The organism is Tautonia rosea, assembly GCF_012958305.1.
GTDB lineage: Bacteria > Planctomycetota > Planctomycetia > Isosphaerales > Isosphaeraceae > Tautonia > Tautonia rosea.
The window spans coordinates 474137-494052 of the sequence record NZ_JABBYO010000005.1 but is presented as its reverse complement, the minus strand read 5'-3'; the positions used below and the strand labels follow the sequence as shown (position 1 = coordinate 494052).

Here is a 19916-nt window from a genome sequence, read left to right as displayed (position 1 = left end):
GGAGATTCCCTCCCCATGCCTTCGACCCTCCCGGCGCTCGACCGCCGATCATTCCTTGTCTCTTCTGCCGGGGCGATCTCCGCCGCGATCATGCCGGGAGCTTCGGCACGAGCCACACTCGATACCGCTCCCCGAGGATCCGCCGAGCATTGCATTTTCCTCTGGCTTGCCGGGGGAATGGCCCAGATCGACACCTTTGACCCGAAAGCGATTGGTGATCCCAGGGAACGCATCCCCGGCTCCGCCTACGAGTCGATTCCAACCGTCGTGCCCGGTGTCCGCGTTTGTCGGTTTCTCGAACGAACCGCCCGCGTGATGGACCGCGTGACGGCGCTCCGCACGGTCCATCATGAGATGATCGACGAGCACGCCGCCGCGACCAACCTCGTGCACACCGGCCGCCCGACGATCGGAACCTTGACGTACCCGTCGATCGGCTCGGTCGTTGCCCACCTGCGAGGAGCTTCCCACGAGGGCGTCCCCCCCTATGTCCTGATCGGCTTTCCCAACGTCAGCCGAGGGCCTGGCTTTCTCGGGCCAGATGCCGGATACGTCTACCTAACCGAGACCCGATCCGGTCCGGCTGGTTTCCAACGTCCTGAGACCGTCACCGACGATCGGCAGCGGCATCGAGAACGGCTCCTCGGCGTCCTTCGTCAGAATTCCCAACTCGAAGCACCGCTGGCCAGGTATGATCGCGCCGTGGCCGAGAGTTTGAAATATACCGGACCTCGATTTACCGAGGTGTTCCAACTCGATCGGGAACCAAGCGAACTCCGGGAATCCTACGGCGGTGAGTTCGGTCAGCGCTGTTTGCTCGCCCGACGGCTCGTCGAATCGGGTGTTCGGTTCGTCGAGGTGTCCCACAACCTCGGCTTTCTCAATGGAACGGGCTGGGATACCCATAACGAAGGTCAGTTGAAGCAGCACCTTTTGATTCAAGAACTCGATTCGGCACTGTCGTCCTTGATCCTCGATCTCGAACGCAAGCAGATGCTCGACTCGACCTTGATCGTCGTCGCCAGCGAGTTCGGCCGTCCCGCCGGCTTCGACGCCGGGGGTGGACGCGGTCATCAAGGCGCTGCATTTTCGATCGTTCTTGCCGGTGGCGGATTACGTCATCACGGCGCCTTCGGCTCCACCGACGACCTCTCGAAGACAATCCTCGACCACCCGGTTTCCATCCCCGACGTTCATGCCACCATTCACGCGGCACTTGGAATCAATCCCGAGACCATTCTGTCCGGTGGACCCCGTCCGGTTCCCATCACGGATGGCGGTCGACCGATTCGCAAGCTTTTTACCTGAGCGATCTGATTGGGTGTCGTGGGGTTCGCCCGGTCGCCACCAAGAAACGCCCGAACCTGCCACTGAGGGTCGGGCGTTCACATCGACAACGAACCCTTCGTATCAATGCAATCACACCTGACTGGACAGTCAGGCTGTCACCTCCATTCTGACCCGTCGTGCCTGCTGCTTACGACGGAGCAGCCACACGGCGATGCCCACCCCAAGTGTCGCCAACGCGGTCGGCTCGGGAACCTGCGCGTTGACATACCCAAAGATGGGTGTGTTCATCGACGGCGACGACCCGGCAGGCATGATGAATTGAGGTGCGAGGATTTGCAAATCCTCGACCCGGAACGGCGGGGTCCCAATCGGCGTGCCAATTTGCGAAACCGACGACACGGATGCGATCAGACCTGTTCCCGGTGCTGTTGACAGCACACCGTCCAGAGTCCCGTTGATCGCGATCTGGGAAACGACCGAACGATCAGGTGAATTTCCAAACAGATTCAAGGTGATCGAGAAGGGAAAACGATCCAGCAACACACTCATTCCCGAAGGAACCGCCTTGGTCGTAAAGGTGCCAAGCGAAAAGACTCCTGGCATGGAGAACATGCCCCCTGGTGCCTCGGGAGTTGAGATGCTGCCGACTCCATTGAACTCAAGCAACGTAACCGGTGGTTCCCCCGCGTTTCCCAACGTGGTGCTGGTCGAGTAGGTCACCAACCGCTGCTCAACCCGTGAGCGAATCACCGCTCCTTCGGCCTGTTCTCCCAGAAACAGGCTCGCCATCAACACCGTCATCGCGGTCCTGATGCAATCATTCCGCAACCGCTTCTCCATCAGGGTGCTCATCCTTGGCTCCTGAGATACCTGGAACACAATTGATTCTCGCCAGAGGCGAAAAATCGGTGCGATGATGTTCTTCTCAAAACGTCTTGCTTCTGTCCAGAGAAGTTTTCTTCGCAATCTCGTTTTATTAATAACCCTCCGTTGAGGGGGCATGTGTCATTGAGAGTAGAATCTCAATCTTAGCACGGAGTGTCCAAAACGAATTTTGGGACTCCAAAAAAATTCTCTTTTCGTTTCTGAGAAACGGGGTATGATGACAGTTCGCTGAGAGCTTTGCGCAGGAGCGGTTGCCGAGTGACGTTGCCGGCGGGTTGCCACTGAACTCTCCAGATCCAACCTGCGACATGACGCAGGTGGATCGACTTCCGGAGGTTTGAAGTCCACTCGACGCCGTAGAGACATCTTTCTTGAGCTGGACTCATCTGATGAACGCACTTCGTCGTCGAGGGGTGATGGGTTTGCAAGAGCCGGTCACGCGCTCGGGATTTACCTTGATCGAATTGCTCGTGGTCATTGCCATCATCGGGATCTTGATTGCCCTGCTCTTACCAGCAGTGCAGTCCGCTCGCGAGGCGGCACGACGAGCGCAATGCACGAACAACCTCAAGCAAATCGGACTCGGAATGCATCATTACGAGTCGGCCTTTGGATGTTTTCCGCCGGGCTATCTAACACTTCCCGGAGGCGGAGGGGTTCATGGCGTTCCTGATCCCGCCACGCTCGATACCGGACCCGGATGGGGGTATGGAACGACCTTGCTCGCATTCATGGAGCAGCAACCGCTTGCTCAGGCCTTGAATGTCGACCTCCCCTGTCATTTTCCGGAGAATCTCACCGGCACGACGACCTCGCTCGACACCTTTCTCTGTCCATCGGTCAGTGACACGAGTCGACAGTTCGACGTGCTCGACCAGCCCGGCGCGGTTCTGGCTCGGTTTTCACGATCGCACTACGTCCTCAATTCCGGCCGTGATGAGGCCTGGGGCTATACCATCGAGGACCAGCGCCGTGTTGCCGATGGCCCCTTCTTCCGCAACTCGAAAACCACGATTGCTGACATTCGCGACGGTCTTTCCTATACCACCTTCATGGGTGAGCACTCGTCCATCCTGAGTGACAAAACCTGGGTGGGCGTGGTCCCTGGTGCAGTGGTCTGCCCAACCCCTCAGTTTGCCTTCTCCGATTGTGACTACGCCGCCACGCTGGTCCTGTCCCACAGCGGGCCCTCGGTGGGAGAGGATCTTGTCATTCACCCGCCGAATGCCCGTTCTGCACACGTCTGCCAGATGTACGCTGAGCATCCCGGTGGATGCAATATCTTGTTTGGTGATGGGAGTGTGCGGTTCGTCAAGGAAACCTGTAATCAACGTGCCTGGGCGGCAATGGCCACCATCCGAGGAGGGGAGGTCGTCAGTGCCGACGAATTCTGAGTGCGATTCCTGCTGGGTCTCTCCCATACAGACCCAACCGGGAACGATCGCCACCGTTACATTGATTGCGCTTGTGCTGCTTGCGGGAGGGTGCGCTCCTCCACAGGTCGAACCGGAGCATCGAGAACTGATTCTTCGCCTCGCGACCGCAACATCGGTGAGCGATCCCGTGTTGCTCGAATCACTGGCCGAAGAAATCGACGCACTCCGTGCTCAAGGGGCACTTCGCGGTGCCGAGGAGGCTGCGTTTGACGCGATCGTCACAGCCGGTCGGGCCGGCGACTGGGAACGAGCTCGGAGTCGCGCCTATGCGCTACGCGACGCTCAGGAACCGACTGCTGCAGACATTGATCGCCTCAAATCCCGTCCCTTGCCTTCTCCAAAAACATTGGGCCAGGGTGATCAATCCTCGTGATCATGGCACCAGGATTGCTCACAAGTCTTTGGTCTACTTGAGTCCATTTCTCTCGTTGCTGGAGGTCCCGAAAACATGGTCGCACCTCGCGCTGAATTCGAGATGAGTGTTCATGCCCATCAGCATGAAGAGGGTTATCTGACCAAGGCGATCGAACATTACACCAGCATGGTTCCGTCTGGGGTCTACCTTGCCACTGCCTTTGGTGCGGTTGGGCTGTCGCTCGGCCTTCGTCTTGCTGGGCACCGCAATGCCGCGCTTTTCGTCGGACTATGGCCCTCGACGATTATGCTTATGGGTGTTTATAACAAAATGGTCAAGCTTCACGGCTCACAATAGTGTGACTGTGCGTTGACGAGTGACGCTCGGGGGAGCCTCTTCCTGGCTCCTCCGTCATCTGTGCTTCTTTGTCACTCAAATGATCAATCTGAGCTGCGTCGCGGGGCTAGATTGCCTCGATGGGCGAGCATTCCCGCCTCGAAGTGCGATGGGGAACCCGAGTATTTTGCGAGCGTTCGAAGCCGATCCGGAGCCCGAAGTCGCCAGCGATGGCGATATCGTTCGCCAAGAATCCGGAATCCGAGCCGGCTCCACCAGTTCGGGAAATCACCGAGTTTCCAGTGAGCTTCGATCCGGAAGTGGACCTCGCCAGTCTGATGATCCTTGGTAAGCAAAAACCACTCAAAGCCACGCTCGATGTGTCCGGCCAGGGTGTCGTAGCGAAACCCGAAGGCAGTGATTCCCTCATCAGTTTCCTCTCGAAGATGAGTGACCCGGCAGCCTCCGAGAAACCGGAAACCAAGGACTTTCAGTTCCAGCAACATATCTCGACCCAACGGGTTGACCTCCGGGTCAAAGTGCCCTTCCACGATCGACGGGTCCGAGAAATCATAATGGAGTAGTCCCTCCCGAGCACGAGCATACAGGCTCCTGGGCAGGGGGGGGCCTTCGGGTTCGAAACCTAGGCTGTCGTGTGAGCCGTCGACTGTCCACCCATGATCGACAGTCATCTGCTCAGGCGGACTGTCGAAATTCACTGGTCGGTGAGCCAGTTCGCTGAGCATTGTTCGCAACTCAGACTCCGACCAGCCCCGGCCGAATCGCCAGGGCCAGGGCGCGTGCGGCTGCGCCATGTTAATGACCCTCGACCCTGGTGGAACAGGTCGGCTCATCCGGACCACCAGGGCGATCGGCGGGAGTCTCCTCCACGGCTCTCGTGCGGACCTTGACAGCACCAAGCACTCGCCCGTTGCATGCCTCGGCCAGATTGCCGATGAAATTGATCCAGCAACGTGCCTGCATCTGCTTGCCCATCAGCAAGAACCCGGCAAAGTTTGTGAGGCCGTTTGCCCGGGTTCGGCTCATAATGCCGAATCGCTGCCGCCCCTGATCGTCTCGATCAGCGACGAACGTGATCCTGCCCACTTCGGGATGACCTTCCATTGTCCGTAACGTGAGGCTGCGATCGTCGACGTGGACGACCTTGACGCGGCACGCGCCCACAAGGGAAAGCGTGATGTCGAGCACATCGCCCACCTTCAAAGGTTCGCCTTCCTCGTGCGATCGGCACTTGAAACGGGCCGTCTCCCTCGGTGCAAACGTCACAAAGTCGGTCCGGACCCGATCGGCGACCTCCTCGGGCGAGCAGTCTGATCCCTCGATCACGGCAACGTATTCGCGCTGCAGCAAGGGACCGTAGCCTTGCGAGGCGAACACCAGGCCCTGCCCATCAGGTTGAGCCTGAGTCAGGCGAAACACGATCGGGTCTCCGGTGGGGGAAGTCGAGACATCTTGCTCTCCCATCCAGAGCAATTCGCGGGCCAATCACCTGGGTCTAATCGGTGGCGAATTCCTCTCGGATGAATTGGGCCACCTCATCCCAGCGAGCAGCCGCCGCCTCAAAGTCGACGGTCATGGCCTTGATGCTCCTCGGTGTCTCGACGCGGGCCGAGGCGTCGGTAGTTTCGAGGAGCGGGATCTGGGCGCTCGGCCCCGCGGCGAGCGCGGCCTCGACCTTCGGGCTGATGATCGCGCTCGCCAGCTCGTCCGCGGCCGGGGCGTGGGGCGACCCCTTGATCCTCGCCAGCGTGTTCGGGATGAAGAGCGTCCCGAGCCCGCCCTCGTCCTGATCCGGGTAGACGATCGCGACCGGGGCCCCAAGTCGCTCGATCATCACCATCGCGTCGTCCGTGTCGGTCAGGCCGAAGGCAAACCGGCCGGAGGCGACATCCTGCGCCACCTGCTTGTTCCCGGAAGGGATCGCCACCTCATTGGCCTTCAAGTCGCGGAAATACTGCTTCGCCTTCTCATCGCCCCAGGCCTCGAACAGGCAGGCGGCGTGCGAGGCGGTGGTGCCGAAGAGCGGCTTGGCGATGGCAGCCTTCCCCTTCCACCTCGGATCGGCAAGGTCAAGAATGCTGGTCGGCCGATCCGATTCGGGCACGAGGTCCGTGTTCACGATCAGGACCCGGGCCCGCGCGGCAAACCCGTACCAGGTCCCGTCGTCGGCCTTGTACTGGTCGGGGATGGCGTCGGCGTGCTCCGGGGCGAACGATTCGAGCAGGCCGAGGCGATGGAGCCGGAGCGTGTTGAGGATCTCGTTGTTCCAGAACAGGTCGGCCCGGGGGCGGTCGGCCTCGGCGATGATCGCGTTGGTGAGGCCGACCGTCTTCGTGCTCTCGACGTCGTATTTCGCATCGACCCGGACCCCCGTCTCCGCCTCGTATTCCTCGAGGATCGGCTTCGAGAATTCCTCGTCGAGCGCGGCGTAGATCACCACCCGGTCAGAATCTCCCTCGGGTGTCAATCCGCCGCAACCGCAAAGCCCCGCGAATGCCGCGAGCAAGAGCGCCTCGCGGAGGGTCCGGGTCGTCGTCCTGATGTGCATGCACCTCACTCCTCAGTAGGAATCCGCCGAGACGACTTCACCACCGGCGACCGAGCCGAGGGCACGCCACGTGAAGCCGTTGATCGTCTCCTTGACGAACCGCACGCTCCCATCGGCGAACAGGGAGTTCACCCCGCCGGGGTGGTAACTCCGCGAGGTGATGGCCGCGTAGGAGGGGCCGCCCATCTTCTCCCGGAAGCTGTTCAGATCAAGGTCCTCGTGCTCGTTGTTCGGTCCGCCCCGGATCTGCTTGTTTGGCGGCCAGGCGGTCGTGAACCCGGCGTGATGGACGCCCGATTCGGGCCATTCGGAATGCCCCTCGAAGCGGGCCGCACAGCCCCCCGCCCCTCGGTACTCCGGCGCGACCGTATAGGGATCGGCGTCGGGGGGCGGGATGTCGTCGGGCCCGGAGATGTTCTGCAACATCCGCGAGGAGCAGTCGCGGTAGTACGCCTGGTAGGCCTTCCCCTCCGACATGAGCAGCGTTTGGCTCAGGCCGTCCCGGAACTCCGACCATCGGCGCGACTGGTTCGGGCCGAACGCCGAGCGGTTCTTCCGCGTGCTGCCCGGGCCGGCCCAGTTGAACCAATCCCCCTGGCAGAAGCCGTAATTGCAGACGCTCATCTCGCCGCCGCGCTCGTGGACGAACGTCTGGTCCGTCTCGCTTGGGCAGACGAACAGGGCGATCCGCGTTGACGTGGCGGTCCGATTCGCGGGGGAATACATCTCGATGTCGAAATTGATCGCCTCGAAGATCGGGCCCTGCTCGGCGAAGGGCAGGATGCGCGAGTGCGCGCCGATGCTGTTGGTCCAGGTGATGCTGGTCGGGCTCGTCCCGGTCATCACCAGCGTCGGCGGCAAAGCACCGAGGGTCCCCTCGTAGTTGTGCAATGCCAGGCCAAGTTGCTTCAGGTTGTTGGTGCACTGCATCCGCCTCGCGGCCTCCCGGGCCGCCTGCACGGCGGGCAAGAGCATTGCGATCAGCACGCCGATGATCACGATGACCACCAGCAGCTCGATCAGGGTAAACCCGCGACGATTCAGCGAATTCATCGATTCTGACCCATGTGTGTTTGGCGCTCCTTGGTGGGACCTTGATTCTCAGTCTCAACCAGGTCGCCCATGGTGTCAATGAATTCCTTCGGTCAAGAAGGCCGATCCCGGCGCGGGGCCGGACCGGCCTTCGTTGCAAGCGGAGCAACCGCAACGCGTTCAGGAGAGTCGACGCAGCTTGGAAACCCGCCCGGTGCGGACCCATTCCGCGACGAAAATGTTCCCCTCGGCGTCGAAGCAGGCGTCATGCGGGTGGACGAAGCGGCCCGGGCGCCAGCGATTTGGCTCGGTGCGGACCGTAAAGCCGTCGAGCACCTCGGCGGTCCAGTCAGGGTCGTATCCCAGGTGGCTGATTACGTTGTTCTCACGATCGAACAGGCTGACCCGAGCATGCAGATCGGGCACCAGCAACAAATCCCCTTGAATGTCAAAGTGAGCCGGGAAGCTGACCTCATCGAGGATCGACTGGAATTCCCCCTCGGGAGAGAAATACTGGAGCCGCGCATTGGCACGGTCGGCCACAACCAATTCCGGCTCTCGCCCCGGACGGTCGTCGAACCAGAGGCCGTGAGGGGTGCGCATCTTTCCCGCTTCCTCACCGGTGCCGCCCCACGTCCGAACCCACTCACCCTTCTTGTCGTATTGATGAATGTAATTCGATCCATAGCCATCACCGACGTAGAAGCCACCGTCCGGCGCGAACGCCACGTTCGTCGGGCTGAACCGGGCCTCGGGATCGGCATAGACACCCGGCTCCTCGGGCTTTTCCTTGACCCAGACCACCTCTCCCTTCAAGTCCGTCTTCACGACGAGGTTGATCGGGAACATAAAGGCAAGGTAAAGGTATTCCTGGCCGTCTTCCTCACGAATGTCGATGCCATGGCCTCCGCCGTGGTATTCCTTCCCGAACGACCGGACAAATTTTCCGTCCGGATCGAAGACGACAATCGTATCCTGCGCCATTTCGGGAGAAGACGCCCGATCCCCTCCCGCCCGATGGGTGATGTAGATCAAGCCATCTCGATCCACCGCAACCCCATGGGTTTCAAACCAATTGATATGATCGGGAACCTCTCCCCAGCCGTGGATGCACTCGTATTGATGCGACCCCGTCCCGACCACGGGACGTTCCTTGCTCGACTGGTCGTCCCGACCAAGGGCGACGCTTCCGGCCGCGGCGGAAAGACCGGCGGCTCCTGCAACTTTGAGAAATGATCGGCGGGACGGATTCGGGCTGATCATTGTCGAAAGCTCCCTGGCTTGGGTGATCATCGCTGTTGCTGCGAACAGAAACCGCCTCGGACGGTCCGATCCTAACCGACGCGTTTGCCTTGCGGGAGGGTCTGCCCGCATCACCAGGCCATTGGTCCGGGAGATGATCCCAGCGGTGCAGGCCGTTTCGTTTGCCGCCAATCACCCGCCGAGAAGCTTGAGCCCGAGAATCACGATCGGCGAAAGACCGATCATCGACGTAACCACGCCGATAATTGTCCAGTGGTCCACAACGTGTCGGACGAAGAGTTGAGTCCCACAGATCAGCCCACCAACCAGCGAAAGGGTCACGCTCGCGGCTCCCCCTGCAAACAGCACCAGGACCGAGGCAAGACTGCTCGTCACGAGTTGAAGGAGCAGAATGTCCGTTGCCTGATCATAACTCGACCAGATGAGTCTCAAGATCAGGCCAACCAGCACCCACCCGACCAGTCCCAGCCCCGACAGAATCGGTCCCAGTCGCTCGTTTGTGGTCACGGGAACGGAGTTGATCTCATCGATCCATTCTTTGCGGTTGCGAGGCGATCGGAGAGGTTCCATCTCTCTGGCTCCGGATTTTGCGAACGATCAGTCTGGTGCTCCGCTTACGCCATGTCTCCTTGTTCCTGTGATGATTGCCGTCTGGGGTGCCAGGTAACGCCTCACACTCGAAAAAAAAACGAGTCGGCAGCCCCAGGGGCTCGCCGACTCGTCTCGTGTGATCGGAGGTTATTCGCTGAGCAGAGCTTTCAGAGCGTGCTCAAATCAGCTCTCGGATGGCAGGCATATCGACAGGATACTGAGGCCGACCCGCTGGGTCGATCACCGTATCGCGATCCACGTCGATACCAAGGCAGTGGTACAGCGTTGCGAGCACTTCCTTGAAGTGGACAGGCCGTTCGACCGCCTGCTCACCCAGCCGGTTGGTCGCACCGATGACCTGCCCGGTCTTCAGCCCACCGCCCGCGATCCAGGCAGCTCCGACCTGCGGCCAGTGGTCCCGGCCAGCCTGCGCATTGATCTTCGGCGTGCGGCCGAATTCGCCCCAGGCAATGACCACCGTGTCGTCGAGCATCCCGCGCACTTCCAGATCCTCGACCAGCGCCGAGAGGCACTGGTCGAGCTTCGCGCCGTGGTCTCGAACAAGGTCGAAGTTTGCCCCGTGGCTGTCCCATCGGCCGTAGCTGAGGGTCACGCAGCGCACCCCCGCCTCAACGAGGCGACGAGCCATCAGCAACTGGTCGTTGCAGGTCGGCGCGCCATCGTACTGATACTTGTACGGCTTGCCGTCGCCGTACTTGTCCCGGACGCGGGGGTCTTCTTTAGTCAGGTCGAGTGCATCGACCAGCTTGCTGGAGCTTAGCACGTCGAAGGCGAGCGAGGTCGCCGAATCAACCCCTTCGAGCGCACCGGTCGCATCGACATCGCGACGCAGTTGATCGAAACTGCGGAGCAGGCTGCGACGATCGGCCAGCCGCTCGGAGGTGATGCCGTTGAGCGTCATGTTTTGCAAGGCCGAGCCGTCGGGCTTGAACGGAGCGTAGGCCGGTCCGAGGAACCCAGCCTCACCGGCGTCACTCCAGGGGACGTGCCGAGTCGTTTCGGCCAGACCGACGAACGGGGGCACTGCCGGATCGACCGGACCGTGCATCTTGCTGACAAAGGAGCCGATGCTCGGCCAGCCGCCAATGGCCTGCTGGTCATCGAATTTATAGCCGGCATTGCACTGGTACAGGTCATGACGCCCGGTCGCACCGACGACCGACCGGATCAGAGCCGCTCGATCCATCATTCCCGCGAGCTTCGGGAATGACTCGCCGACGAAAATGCCGGGAACATTGGTTTCAATCGGCTTGAATTCACCTCGGATCTCTTCGGGAGCCTCGGGCTTCAGATCCCACATGTCCTGGTGCGGAGGACCACCCGCCAGGAAGATATTGATGACCGCCTTGTGTCGCTTCGACGGCTTGCCCGCCAACCGCCCGGCTTCCTCGGCACGGAGAATCTCCGGCAAGGTGATGAGGCTCGACCCAAAGGCCAGCCCTCCAATTTTCAGGAATCCTCGACGGCTGACTCCGTCACAGTAGCCGCCCGATTTCCGCCCGAAGATCGTCAGCATCAGGAATCGGTCCTTTCTTCTGGCGAGCCGTGCCCGTGGAACCGTTCGGCCCATGTCCCCAGCAGGTTCTCCTCGAACCGCGCCGGGAGTCTCATCTTAGATGTTTAACCTTTATTGTCCTCGCCTGTCAACCATCGACACCAAATTCTTGGGGAAATGACTCCACGGCTCCTTGCATCCAGTCTGTTCCCTCCAAACGCGTGGTGCTCTGAAGAATTTCCTCAACCGGAAGGCGGGTCTCCTGCTTCCCGGAACACGAAGTTCAGGTCGTCGGGCACGTTGAACACGCGAAAGACGTCCGGGCGCCGATATTCGGCCGATCCGGTGAGCACGACCAGATTGGGGCGGATCGTGGCCATCCCGCTCGAATGCACATGCCCACAGAGAACCAGCACGCGCTGATCGGGATGATCAGCCATGATCTCTGCCAGGACCTTCCCAACGGCCGCACAGCTAAAGTGCGGTATCCATTCGTCGTTGGCGATCCTTCCCTTGAAGACACATGCCTCCCGGAACGGTGGAACGTGTGTGGCAACCAGGATCATCTCGTACTGTTTGAGGGCTTTGGGCAAGGTGCGTCGGATGTGGGCGGCTGCCTCATCTCCCAGGAGACCGAGGGTTTGCCCGAGCCTTGCCTGATCGAGCCCGGCCAGCTCTCCAATGAGCCGATAATCGTTCAAGCGGATGGTCGAGCCGGCGAAGTTTCCCAGTCGACCGTCTCCCCAGCCATCGTGACCGATCAGCGCCACGCCAGATCCGAGGTTGATCACCCCCGATTCCGGCAGCCAGTTCAGGGTTGGGATCGTCCGTGTTGTTTCGGCCATCGCCGCCCGGACCTCCGAAATGCGCCCTCCGTAGAAGTCGTGGTTCCCGAGCACGAAGTCAATCGGCCTGCCAAGCCGGTCGGCCATGAACCCGAGGAACGGCCCGAGATCGAGCGACTCGGCGATGTCTCCGGTAATCAGAAGTCGATCGGCTCCGGTCCGCGCGACGGTCTCGCAAAACCGAGCGGTCTCCTCCTCAGACACGAAATTCAGGTGGATGTCCGTCGCCCAGGCCAGTTTCATCCCGATCCCTTCAATCAATCAGCGAACGAGGCTGCGTCCCTGGAAGAAACCCCTTGAGTAATGCAAGCATCTCACGGGCGTTCGGGATTTCCTTGAACCGCAGGACTGGCCCCTCAAGGTCCTTGGCCGCCCCTTCGTCCACCTTCATCGAGTCAGAGATCGCCAGCAGGTAGCGCGGTGGTCCATGATGCGGCAATACCCTGAGCAGCCGGTCCAGCGCCGATCGTTTCCAGAACCCCAGAATCTCGACGATCACGTCCGTTCCCGTTGGAAGATGGACGAATTTGTAGTCAGGAACCCACACGCCTTCGCGTCCCAGATCAATCAGCTCAGTCGTTTCGGTCACCTCCCAGTCGGGGGCGACCTGGCGAAAGCGGTCCAGAAACGCCTTGATCTCGCTCGGGATGTACTCGCCGCTCTCCTGGTAATGCGATACGAGCCCGTCCGATGCCTCCAGGTGAAACGTCCTTGGCTGGCGCTTCGGTCCCCAGCGCAGCTCGGCATCGACCCGGAAATCCGCACAACGCAACAAGGCAGGCAGAAACAGGGCCATCTGCAAGCCGTAGCGGTTCGTCGCCATGAACAGGCTCAGGGGGCCGTCCAGGTAGAACGTATACCCCCCCGTCATCGACCCCTTGACCTGATAGAGCAACCGATGAAATTTCAAGAATCGGAACAATTGGCGATATCGAGCCGGTTTCTCGCCTCGTACATTGGCTTCGAGGTGAACTGATCGCAGCAAGACCGCCTGAGCCAGCGCGACGTTGTAGCGATCGATCAGAGCGATCGCCGAGAGGTCGCCAAACGTCAAGAGCCGGTTCTCATCCTTCAGGTCGGCGAACATCCCCGCGACAACCTGATCGGTGGAAATCCCCATCTCACGACTCACGAGGTCCAGCACCTCGTCGCGTCGAAACGGGTCGCGGAGACCTGGTTTCGACGAGTGAGCAAGCTGCTTGCGTTGCTCGGCCGCTGCGGTGAAGACCTTTTCGCGGAGCAGGTCGGGCGGCACATCAGCCACCACTTCAAACTCGGCACGATCTTCCAGGACCTTTGCTAACCCCTGGTGAACGAGCGACGCCATTCCCTTGCCGATCACCGCCTCGATCTCCGAGGCGATCTCGCCCCGGGTCATCCCGACCCCTTCGCGAAAAATGAGCAGGAGACTCTCGGCCACCTCCAGCCAGTAGCTGTTGTCGCGGTCCAGATACTGCGGGATGACCCGATTCTTGGAGACCCGGACGCGGACAAGGTTGCCGGTGAGCATCGAAAGACGTCTCGAAAGGTGCGAAGCCCGGGGCCGTCATCGCGGTTCGCCTGACCGAGCCAGCCGTTGCACGATGCCGACCAGGCCGAGGCCATTCAATCGCAGGACACCCTCGATACCGGCGCCCAGCCTCTTCGATGATACTCCATCCACCCGAACCGATGGAACGGAAGCACATCGACGACAAAGTGTCCCAGAACGCTCCGCTCGGGAGAAATGAAGTCTGGCGTCCCGGCGGCGGGGCCTGCCGCGATTAGTCGGCCGTTGCGATCAAAGGAACACTGATTCCCGGCGATCGCATCGGTGCTCGGATCGAACACGCGATACGTCACAAAGGCGCCAGGGTGGTACTTAGCAGTCGCCAGATCGGAGTCTCGCGAGATGATCGCCTGAGGATGCTCCGCCGCGATCACGGCAAGTTCCGAGACTTCGCAAGGGCAGGGGATCACTCGACCATCCAGTGGTTCCCGGTGCCCCGTCATGGCACATCCGGAAAGCCACACAAGCAGGGCAGACACGACGACAATCCGAGCCATCGGGAAGTCCCCTCCTTGGGACAGTCGCGAGATCCTGATCCTCCTGATCTGATTCGATCAGAGCAGATCGCTCATGACTGTATCTGCTAGGAACAGACCGCTTCTGGAGAGTTTCAGCCGACGGCCGTCGTCTATCAACCACCCTCGGGCGACCGAGCGGGAGAGTGATTCGCCACAGAGGACATCGAGGTCGAGGCCGCAACGCCGTCGGAAATCCTGCCGATCAATCCCCAGTTCGAGCCTTCGGAGCATCAGAACGGCCGTTTCCCTGGCACGTTCTTCCGAGCCGAGTCGCTCAGTTGGCCCCGTGGCCTCCTGGCCGCTCTCGATCCGGCGAAGGTAGGCGAGCAAATCCCTCGTATTTGACGATCGGACCCCATCCACGTACCTCGTCGCCCCTAACCCGAAGCCGTAATAGGCGTCGTTGGCCCAGTAGACAAGGTTGTGCTGAGACTCGTGCCCTGGACGGGCAAAGTTGGAGATCTCATAGTGACGAAGCCCTGCATCCGACAGCCGGTCGATTGTCAGGGCGTACATGTCGTGCTCAACCTCCTCGGCCACAGCCAGGACTTCCCCAGCATTCCACTGCTTCCAGAGCGACGTTCCTTTCTCGTAAACGAGACCGTAACAGGAAAGATGCGACGGGCCTAGGGCGATCGCCCGTTCCAGGTCATCGCTCCACTGGCCAAGCGAGGAACCCGGCGCTCCGAAGATCAAGTCGAGCGACCAACGCTGGAACCAGGGGTGGATGAGTTCGACCGCTCGGGGAACGTCTTCCGGATGGTGATTGCGCTCCAGTGCCTTCAGCGAACTCGGTTGAAATGACTGGGCTCCCAGGCTGACTCGGTTGACCCCACCTTCAGCCAGGACCCGGACCTTCTGCGCGTCGAGGGTTCCCGGGTTGGCCTCCACGGTCCACTCGCCACTAGGGGTCAATTCCACCAGGTCTTGAATGAGGGCCAACAACCGCTCCAACTGCCGGGCATCAAGGCGGGTTGGCGTCCCTCCCCCGATGAAAATAGTATCGACGCTGGGCCGGTCGTTGAGCCCTCGTCGCATCTCCTGAGCGAGCGCATCGAGGTAACGGTCGGCCAGGTCATCAACCCCGGCGAGTGATGCGAAGTCACAGTATCCGCACTTGTGAGCACAGAACGGGACGTGGACGTACAGCGAACGCGGACGGAGCCAGGGAGGCTCGCCCTTCGATTGGACGGACGGAGCTTTCTGTGAACCTAAGGTCATGACGGATGAGCACCGGATCAGATCGTCAGAGATCCAGGGATCAAAATACGAACGATTCGAGGCATTGCGTCCTGGAATCGCATGCTCGACTCCGGACGACAAGGGCTCATCCGTTGGGAACGGCACCAATCATCAAGGGCACGAGAAGCGCTCAAGGGACCGGTTCGAGGAACCGGATCTCGGGAATTTGCGCCTTCACAACCGACTCGATTTGCATCGCCAGGACGATCGCAGCCGACGAACAGCCCTGACAGGCACCTGAAAGCCGGATTTGAACAATCCGATCCGGGTCGATGCCGACCACATCAATCTCGCCACCATCGGCCCGGAGATCAGGACGAACGTCACGGTCCAGCACGGCTTCGAGCCTCCCTCGCAGTTCCGAGAGAGGATCGATCGAGGGACTGGGATCAGGGTTTGCCATCGTCAAGGATGGGCCTCCGCGAAACCCACGGCGCCGAAAGGTTGTAGCTGGACGGGGTCAGATCATCACAAACAAGGGTGACAGACCCGACCCAACGGTACGGGGTCGACTCAATAGCGGTCGTAGCCGCCGCCACCACCGCCGCCACCGTAGCCGCCACCGCCGCCGTAGCCGCCGCCGCCATAGCCGCCGCCACCACCACCACGGCCGTAGCCACCACCACCGCCGCCGTTGCCACCGGGCGTCCGAGGCCGGGCCTCATTCACCGTCAAGCGACGACCGGAGTGGTCCTGGCCGTCCAGCGCGGAAATCGCGTTGTCGGCCTCGTCATCGTTATCCATTTCAACGAAGCCGAAGCCACGGCTCCGGTTAGTTTCACGATCTTTCAGAACCTGCGCGGAGCGGACCGCACCATATTGCTCGAACAGGGCGAGCAGGTCCGCATCGTTGACCGTGTAGGCTAGGTTCCCGACGTAGAGTCGCTTCGCCATGACGTTCGCCTGGGTCTGACTCAGGCACTCCACCGAGCGCAAACGGAGATGGGAAATCGGAGTGTGCCAGCCGCGAGATGCACCCTGACACAGGGACGGAAGAAATGAGAGATCATGACGTCGCGAACGCGATCCAACGTTCCTCCCGACCAATCGGGGAAAACTCCCCGAAAAATGCCATCGCAGGCGAGATCGCTACGTTGGCAATTTGAAGAAGTAACGCCTTCGATCACCGCTGTCAATCCATTGCCGTGCGACTTTTCGAAAAAACTTTCGGGCTTCGGGATGTGACTCCCTCTGCTTGACCCTCTTCCGAACGGCCCTTTACAATTCAACAGGGAAATGGCTGGGGTCCTACTTCGGTCCGGTCCGACCTGATTGGCAGCCCTGACCAATCGTCCGACATGAACACCCTCCGAACTTTCTCGGACCTCATGTCGTGTGATTGGCAACTGTCCGCCCCAATCCAGACCCGTTCGGAATCGTCGAGTGGGCCGCTGTCGCCCGCCTTATTCTTCTTGATCTTTATCTCGCCACGGAGCTGCTCGATCATGATCCGCTGGATCATTCTGGCCGTGCTGATTGTTGTCGCGGCGGCGGCCATCCCGCTGGCTGTCAGCTACCTGCCTGCCGACGTGGCTGGCCCCGTACCCTCCTCACGATTCGATGAAGAGACGGGACCACCTCCCCAGTTGGTCTTCGACGGCGAACCTACACATGATTTTGGTTTGATGAGCGAACAGGATCGCGGAGATCGTGCCTGGACCCTTCGCAATGAAGGAGAAGGCACGCTTCAGTTGCGCTTCATCGAAAAACCATGCACGTGCACAGGGGTCACGTACGGAGAAGACAAACAGTCACTGACGGAAGGGCAAACTCTGGAAATCGAACCCGGCGAACAGGTCGACCTGGCCGTTGCCTGGGAAACGCGAGACAAGATTGGAGAGTTCAGCACCTATGCTCGTTTTGCTACAAATGATTATGAGCATCACCCGACCTTAAGCTTCATGGTCAAGGGGGTGATCACTCCGGCTGTCGTGGTGGATCCGCCCCGGCTTGATTTTCCGGCGGCACCGAGCGACCAGGAAAGTTCCTTGTCTGCGATCGTGTTCTCGCCCACCTATCCTGAGCTTTCGATCGAGTCGAACCCGACCAGCTCTCGGCCCGGCGTGGTCGTTCCCGAGGTTCGACCCCTGACCGACGAGGAGCTGGAAATCTTTAACCAGGCCCGTCTCGAGTCGGTCCTTGGCCACTCCCATGGTCCCGGTGGCCCCCCTCCCGGCCATGATCACGAGGAGGAACTGCCGAAGGTGACTGCCGGTTACGTGGTCACGGTTACCCTGAAGCCCGGCTTGCCGCTGGGGCGATTCTCCGACCTGATTACGCTCATGACCGACCACCCAATTCGTCCAATGGTCGAGTTGCCCATCGGTGGTCAAATTGTCGGGCCGATTGCCGCCATGCCCGAACGTCTTTATCTGCCGGGTGTCGATCGCAAGCAAGGGCGGACCGTCACGGTCATGCTCAACGTGCGGAACCATGAGCGAACGACGTTCACCGTCCGTGTCCCTGATGCGCTTCAAGGGATTGTCGAGGGGACCGTCGAGCCGGTTTCCGAGGTCAACGCGTCCGACCAGTTCCGGCAGTATCGCCTGCAAGTGACCATTCCCCAGGGAGCCAGGCCTGGGATTCACAAGGGCGTTCTGCTCCTGGAAACGGATCACCCCCAGGCCGAAGAAGTGAAGGTTCCCGTCGAGGTCCTGGTCCGGGGCGGCTAAGTTTCGAGGTGAGGTGATCCCCCTCGATAGGAAATGACTCTTCCCGAGGGGGGCTGAGGCTTGCGCCGATTGCTCCCCGGGAGGGGGAGTGGCGTTCTTTCGCATCCGACGAACCGAGACGGAGCTTTGGAATCGATGACAGACAGTCGGAGCCCCTGGAGGGCGGTCGCCTCGGTCCTGATTGGGGCGGCCATCCTGGTCTACGTCGGTTGTTCCTCGAACACTCCGCCCGAGGCGACGGATCGTGTCAAGCCGTCGATTCCGGCCGATCCGAACGACGACCTGGCCGAGGACATCGAGGACGATGACCGTCATGTTGATGCGGTACTCATCGTCTCGGGTCAGCAATACGGCTACCTCGAACCCTGCGGCTGCACCGAGGGACAAACGGGCGGCCTTGGGCGACGAGCCGACCTGATGAACCAACTTCGCGAGCAGGGCCAGGAGCTTCTCGCGATCGACCTGGGAAGCATCATCGCCGATCCGGCAAGCTCCCGAGCCGGCCCCGATCAGATCCGGATTAAGCAGGGTATCGGGCTCGAAGCCCTCGCTCGCCTGGGTTACCAGGCACTGGCGTTGAGCGCCGATGACCTCGAAATCGGTCTGGGGGAGTTCGTGGGTCAGTATCTGAGCGTGCCCGACGCTCCTCCCCTGCTGGCCACCAACATTCAGCCTGCCGAGGGGCTTGAGGAGACGTTCCGAGAGTCGATTCAGGTCAAGGTCGGAGGGCTTTCCGTCGGGATCCTTGCCGTCGTTGATCCAAGGACGATTACCGCGCTGAACGATCCGGAGCAGGACTTCTTCTTCCAGCGCGTGCTCGACCCGATGGAGTCGGTCCAGGTTGCCCTGCCATCGCTTCAATCGGAAACAGACCTGCAAGTCCTGATGGTTCAAGGCCCGAGTGATTTGGCCCGAACCCTGGCCGAAGCCTTCCCCGAAGTTGAAATCGTTGTGGGTAAATCCGAATATGAGTATGCCCCCGCCCGTCCGGAACGGTTGCACGACGGCACGACGACCTTGGTCCTGGTCGGGAAAAAAGGCCAGCAAGTTGGTGTACTCGACCTGTTCGCCGCCACCCCCGATCGTCCGCGCTATCGCCGCGTTCGGCTCGACTCCAGATATCACGACATCGAGCCGATCCGCTCTTTGCTGGGTGAAGAGTACCTGAACCGGCTCGATCAGAACGATGTGGTGGAGAACTACCCCCGACGGCCCCATCCCTCGGGAGCCCGGTTCGTCGGCGCGGAAACCTGCAAGAACTGCCATCCCAACACCTACCAGAAATGGTCGACCACCAAGCATGCCTATGCCTGGCCTGCGATCGAGACAGGGGCTCGCGGGAATCGGACCATGGACGCCGAATGCGTCAGTTGCCACGCGACCGGATTCGAGTATGAGTCTGGGTTCGTTAATCTCGCGACGACGCCCCACCTGAGAAACCAGCAATGCGAGAACTGTCACGGACCTGGCTCCCTTCACATCACCGACCCGATGAACTGGGAATATCGTTCCCAGATGGTCCTGACCCGAGAGGAAGCTGAGCAAAGCCTCTGCATCCGTTGCCACGATAGTGACAACGACCCGCACTGGGATTTCTCGAAGCGATGGCCCATGGTCGCCCATCCCAAGCTCGACCGATACGACGATCCAAAGGTCCGGCAGGGACTCGATCCCAATTCGTTGCCCGTGATCTCCGCGCAGGATGATGCCGCTGAGGGGGATTGATCGAGGGAAACCTCGACTTCCGGAATCGGAATGATCTTGGAGTGAAAAGGGCATCAGGATAGTGTGAGAGTCGCTCTGGTCGTCCCGGAGAC

20 protein-coding genes are annotated in these 19916 nt (G+C 60.7%); 6 read left to right on the top strand and 14 right to left on the bottom strand.

Features of this window, described 5'->3' with window-relative positions; all coding sequences use genetic code 11:
• Positions 1–15: 15 nt before the first annotated feature.
• Positions 16–1308, top strand: a complete 1293-nt coding sequence (locus HG800_RS11630) for a DUF1501 domain-containing protein (protein WP_169976777.1) — start codon at positions 16–18, stop codon at positions 1306–1308.
• A 129-nt stretch (positions 1309–1437) separates the two neighbouring features.
• Here HG800_RS11630 and HG800_RS11625 read toward each other — a convergent pair whose 3' ends face one another.
• Positions 1438–2142, bottom strand: coding sequence for a PEP-CTERM sorting domain-containing protein (locus HG800_RS11625; protein WP_169976776.1), 705 nt, complete (start codon positions 2140–2142; stop codon positions 1438–1440).
• Positions 2143–2564: 422 nt separating this feature from the next.
• Here HG800_RS11625 and HG800_RS11620 point away from each other — a divergent pair, with 422 nt between their 5' ends.
• The 3 genes from HG800_RS11620 to HG800_RS11610 all read left to right on the top strand — a co-directional run bounded on the left by HG800_RS11620 (position 2565) and on the right by HG800_RS11610 (position 4323).
• Positions 2565–3569 (top strand): DUF1559 family PulG-like putative transporter, encoded by a 1005-nt coding sequence (locus HG800_RS11620; protein WP_169976775.1) that lies wholly within the window; start codon positions 2565–2567, stop codon positions 3567–3569.
• Positions 3553–3984 carry a hypothetical protein gene (locus HG800_RS11615; RefSeq protein WP_169976774.1) on the top strand — a complete coding sequence of 144 codons (432 nt, stop codon included), beginning with the start codon at positions 3553–3555 and terminating at the stop codon, positions 3982–3984. The genes HG800_RS11620 and HG800_RS11615 overlap by 17 nt, the downstream gene beginning before the upstream one ends.
• Positions 3985–4059: 75 nt before the next feature.
• Positions 4060–4323: a hypothetical protein gene (locus tag HG800_RS11610; RefSeq protein ID WP_206352221.1), complete on the top strand. Its 264-nt coding sequence runs from the start codon at positions 4060–4062 to the stop codon at positions 4321–4323.
• Between the two features lie 83 nt (positions 4324–4406).
• On the opposite strand, the gene HG800_RS11605 is transcribed toward HG800_RS11610, so the two are convergent.
• The 13 genes from HG800_RS11605 to HG800_RS11545 all read right to left on the bottom strand — a co-directional run bounded on the left by HG800_RS11605 (position 4407) and on the right by HG800_RS11545 (position 16321).
• On the bottom strand, positions 4407–5117 hold the full coding sequence (locus tag HG800_RS11605; protein WP_169976773.1) for a DUF1990 family protein: 711 nt from the start codon (positions 5115–5117) through the stop codon (positions 4407–4409).
• Between the two features lies 1 nt (position 5118).
• Positions 5119–5742, bottom strand: a complete 624-nt coding sequence (locus HG800_RS11600) for a DUF1990 family protein (protein ID WP_169976772.1) — start codon at positions 5740–5742, stop codon at positions 5119–5121.
• 76 nt (positions 5743–5818) lie between these two features.
• Positions 5819–6871 (bottom strand): extracellular solute-binding protein, encoded by a 1053-nt coding sequence (locus HG800_RS11595; protein ID WP_169976771.1) that lies wholly within the window; start codon positions 6869–6871, stop codon positions 5819–5821.
• A gap of 12 nt (positions 6872–6883) precedes the next feature.
• The gene (locus HG800_RS11590) at positions 6884–7924 is read right to left on the bottom strand and encodes a DUF1559 domain-containing protein (RefSeq protein ID WP_169976770.1); all 1041 of its coding nucleotides are present in this window, start codon (positions 7922–7924) and stop codon (positions 6884–6886) included.
• A 159-nt stretch (positions 7925–8083) separates the two neighbouring features.
• A complete protein-coding gene (locus tag HG800_RS11585; RefSeq protein WP_169976769.1) occupies positions 8084–9166 on the bottom strand; it encodes a twin-arginine translocation signal domain-containing protein in 1083 nt (360 codons plus the stop codon).
• 171 nt (positions 9167–9337) lie between these two features.
• Positions 9338–9736 (bottom strand): hypothetical protein, encoded by a 399-nt coding sequence (locus tag HG800_RS11580; RefSeq protein WP_169976768.1) that lies wholly within the window; start codon positions 9734–9736, stop codon positions 9338–9340.
• 199 nt (positions 9737–9935) lie between these two features.
• Positions 9936–11294, bottom strand: a complete 1359-nt coding sequence (locus HG800_RS11575) for a DUF1501 domain-containing protein (protein ID WP_169976767.1) — start codon at positions 11292–11294, stop codon at positions 9936–9938.
• A gap of 221 nt (positions 11295–11515) precedes the next feature.
• Positions 11516–12361: a metallophosphoesterase family protein gene (locus HG800_RS11570; protein ID WP_169976766.1), complete on the bottom strand. Its 846-nt coding sequence runs from the start codon at positions 12359–12361 to the stop codon at positions 11516–11518.
• A gap of 10 nt (positions 12362–12371) precedes the next feature.
• Entirely contained in the window at positions 12372–13628 is a 1257-nt protein-coding gene (locus HG800_RS11565) for a DUF790 family protein (RefSeq protein WP_169976765.1), read from the bottom strand.
• Positions 13629–13723: 95 nt separating this feature from the next.
• Positions 13724–14164, bottom strand: coding sequence for a hypothetical protein (locus tag HG800_RS11560; protein WP_169976764.1), 441 nt, complete (start codon positions 14162–14164; stop codon positions 13724–13726).
• Between the two features lie 57 nt (positions 14165–14221).
• Positions 14222–15406: a radical SAM family heme chaperone HemW gene (gene hemW / locus HG800_RS11555; protein WP_169976763.1), complete on the bottom strand. Its 1185-nt coding sequence runs from the start codon at positions 15404–15406 to the stop codon at positions 14222–14224.
• 151 nt (positions 15407–15557) lie between these two features.
• Positions 15558–15830, bottom strand: a complete 273-nt coding sequence (locus tag HG800_RS11550) for a NifU family protein (protein ID WP_169976843.1) — start codon at positions 15828–15830, stop codon at positions 15558–15560.
• Positions 15831–15940: 110 nt separating this feature from the next.
• Positions 15941–16321, bottom strand: coding sequence for an RNA recognition motif domain-containing protein (locus tag HG800_RS11545; RefSeq protein ID WP_169976762.1), 381 nt, complete (start codon positions 16319–16321; stop codon positions 15941–15943).
• A gap of 551 nt (positions 16322–16872) precedes the next feature.
• On the opposite strand from HG800_RS11545, the gene HG800_RS11540 reads away from it, so the two are divergent.
• Positions 16873–18099 carry a DUF1573 domain-containing protein gene (locus tag HG800_RS11540; RefSeq protein ID WP_169976761.1) on the top strand — a complete coding sequence of 409 codons (1227 nt, stop codon included), beginning with the start codon at positions 16873–16875 and terminating at the stop codon, positions 18097–18099.
• Positions 18100–18234: 135 nt separating this feature from the next.
• Positions 18235–19824 carry a multiheme c-type cytochrome gene (locus HG800_RS11535; RefSeq protein ID WP_169976760.1) on the top strand — a complete coding sequence of 530 codons (1590 nt, stop codon included), beginning with the start codon at positions 18235–18237 and terminating at the stop codon, positions 19822–19824.
• Positions 19825–19916 lie beyond the last annotated feature (92 nt).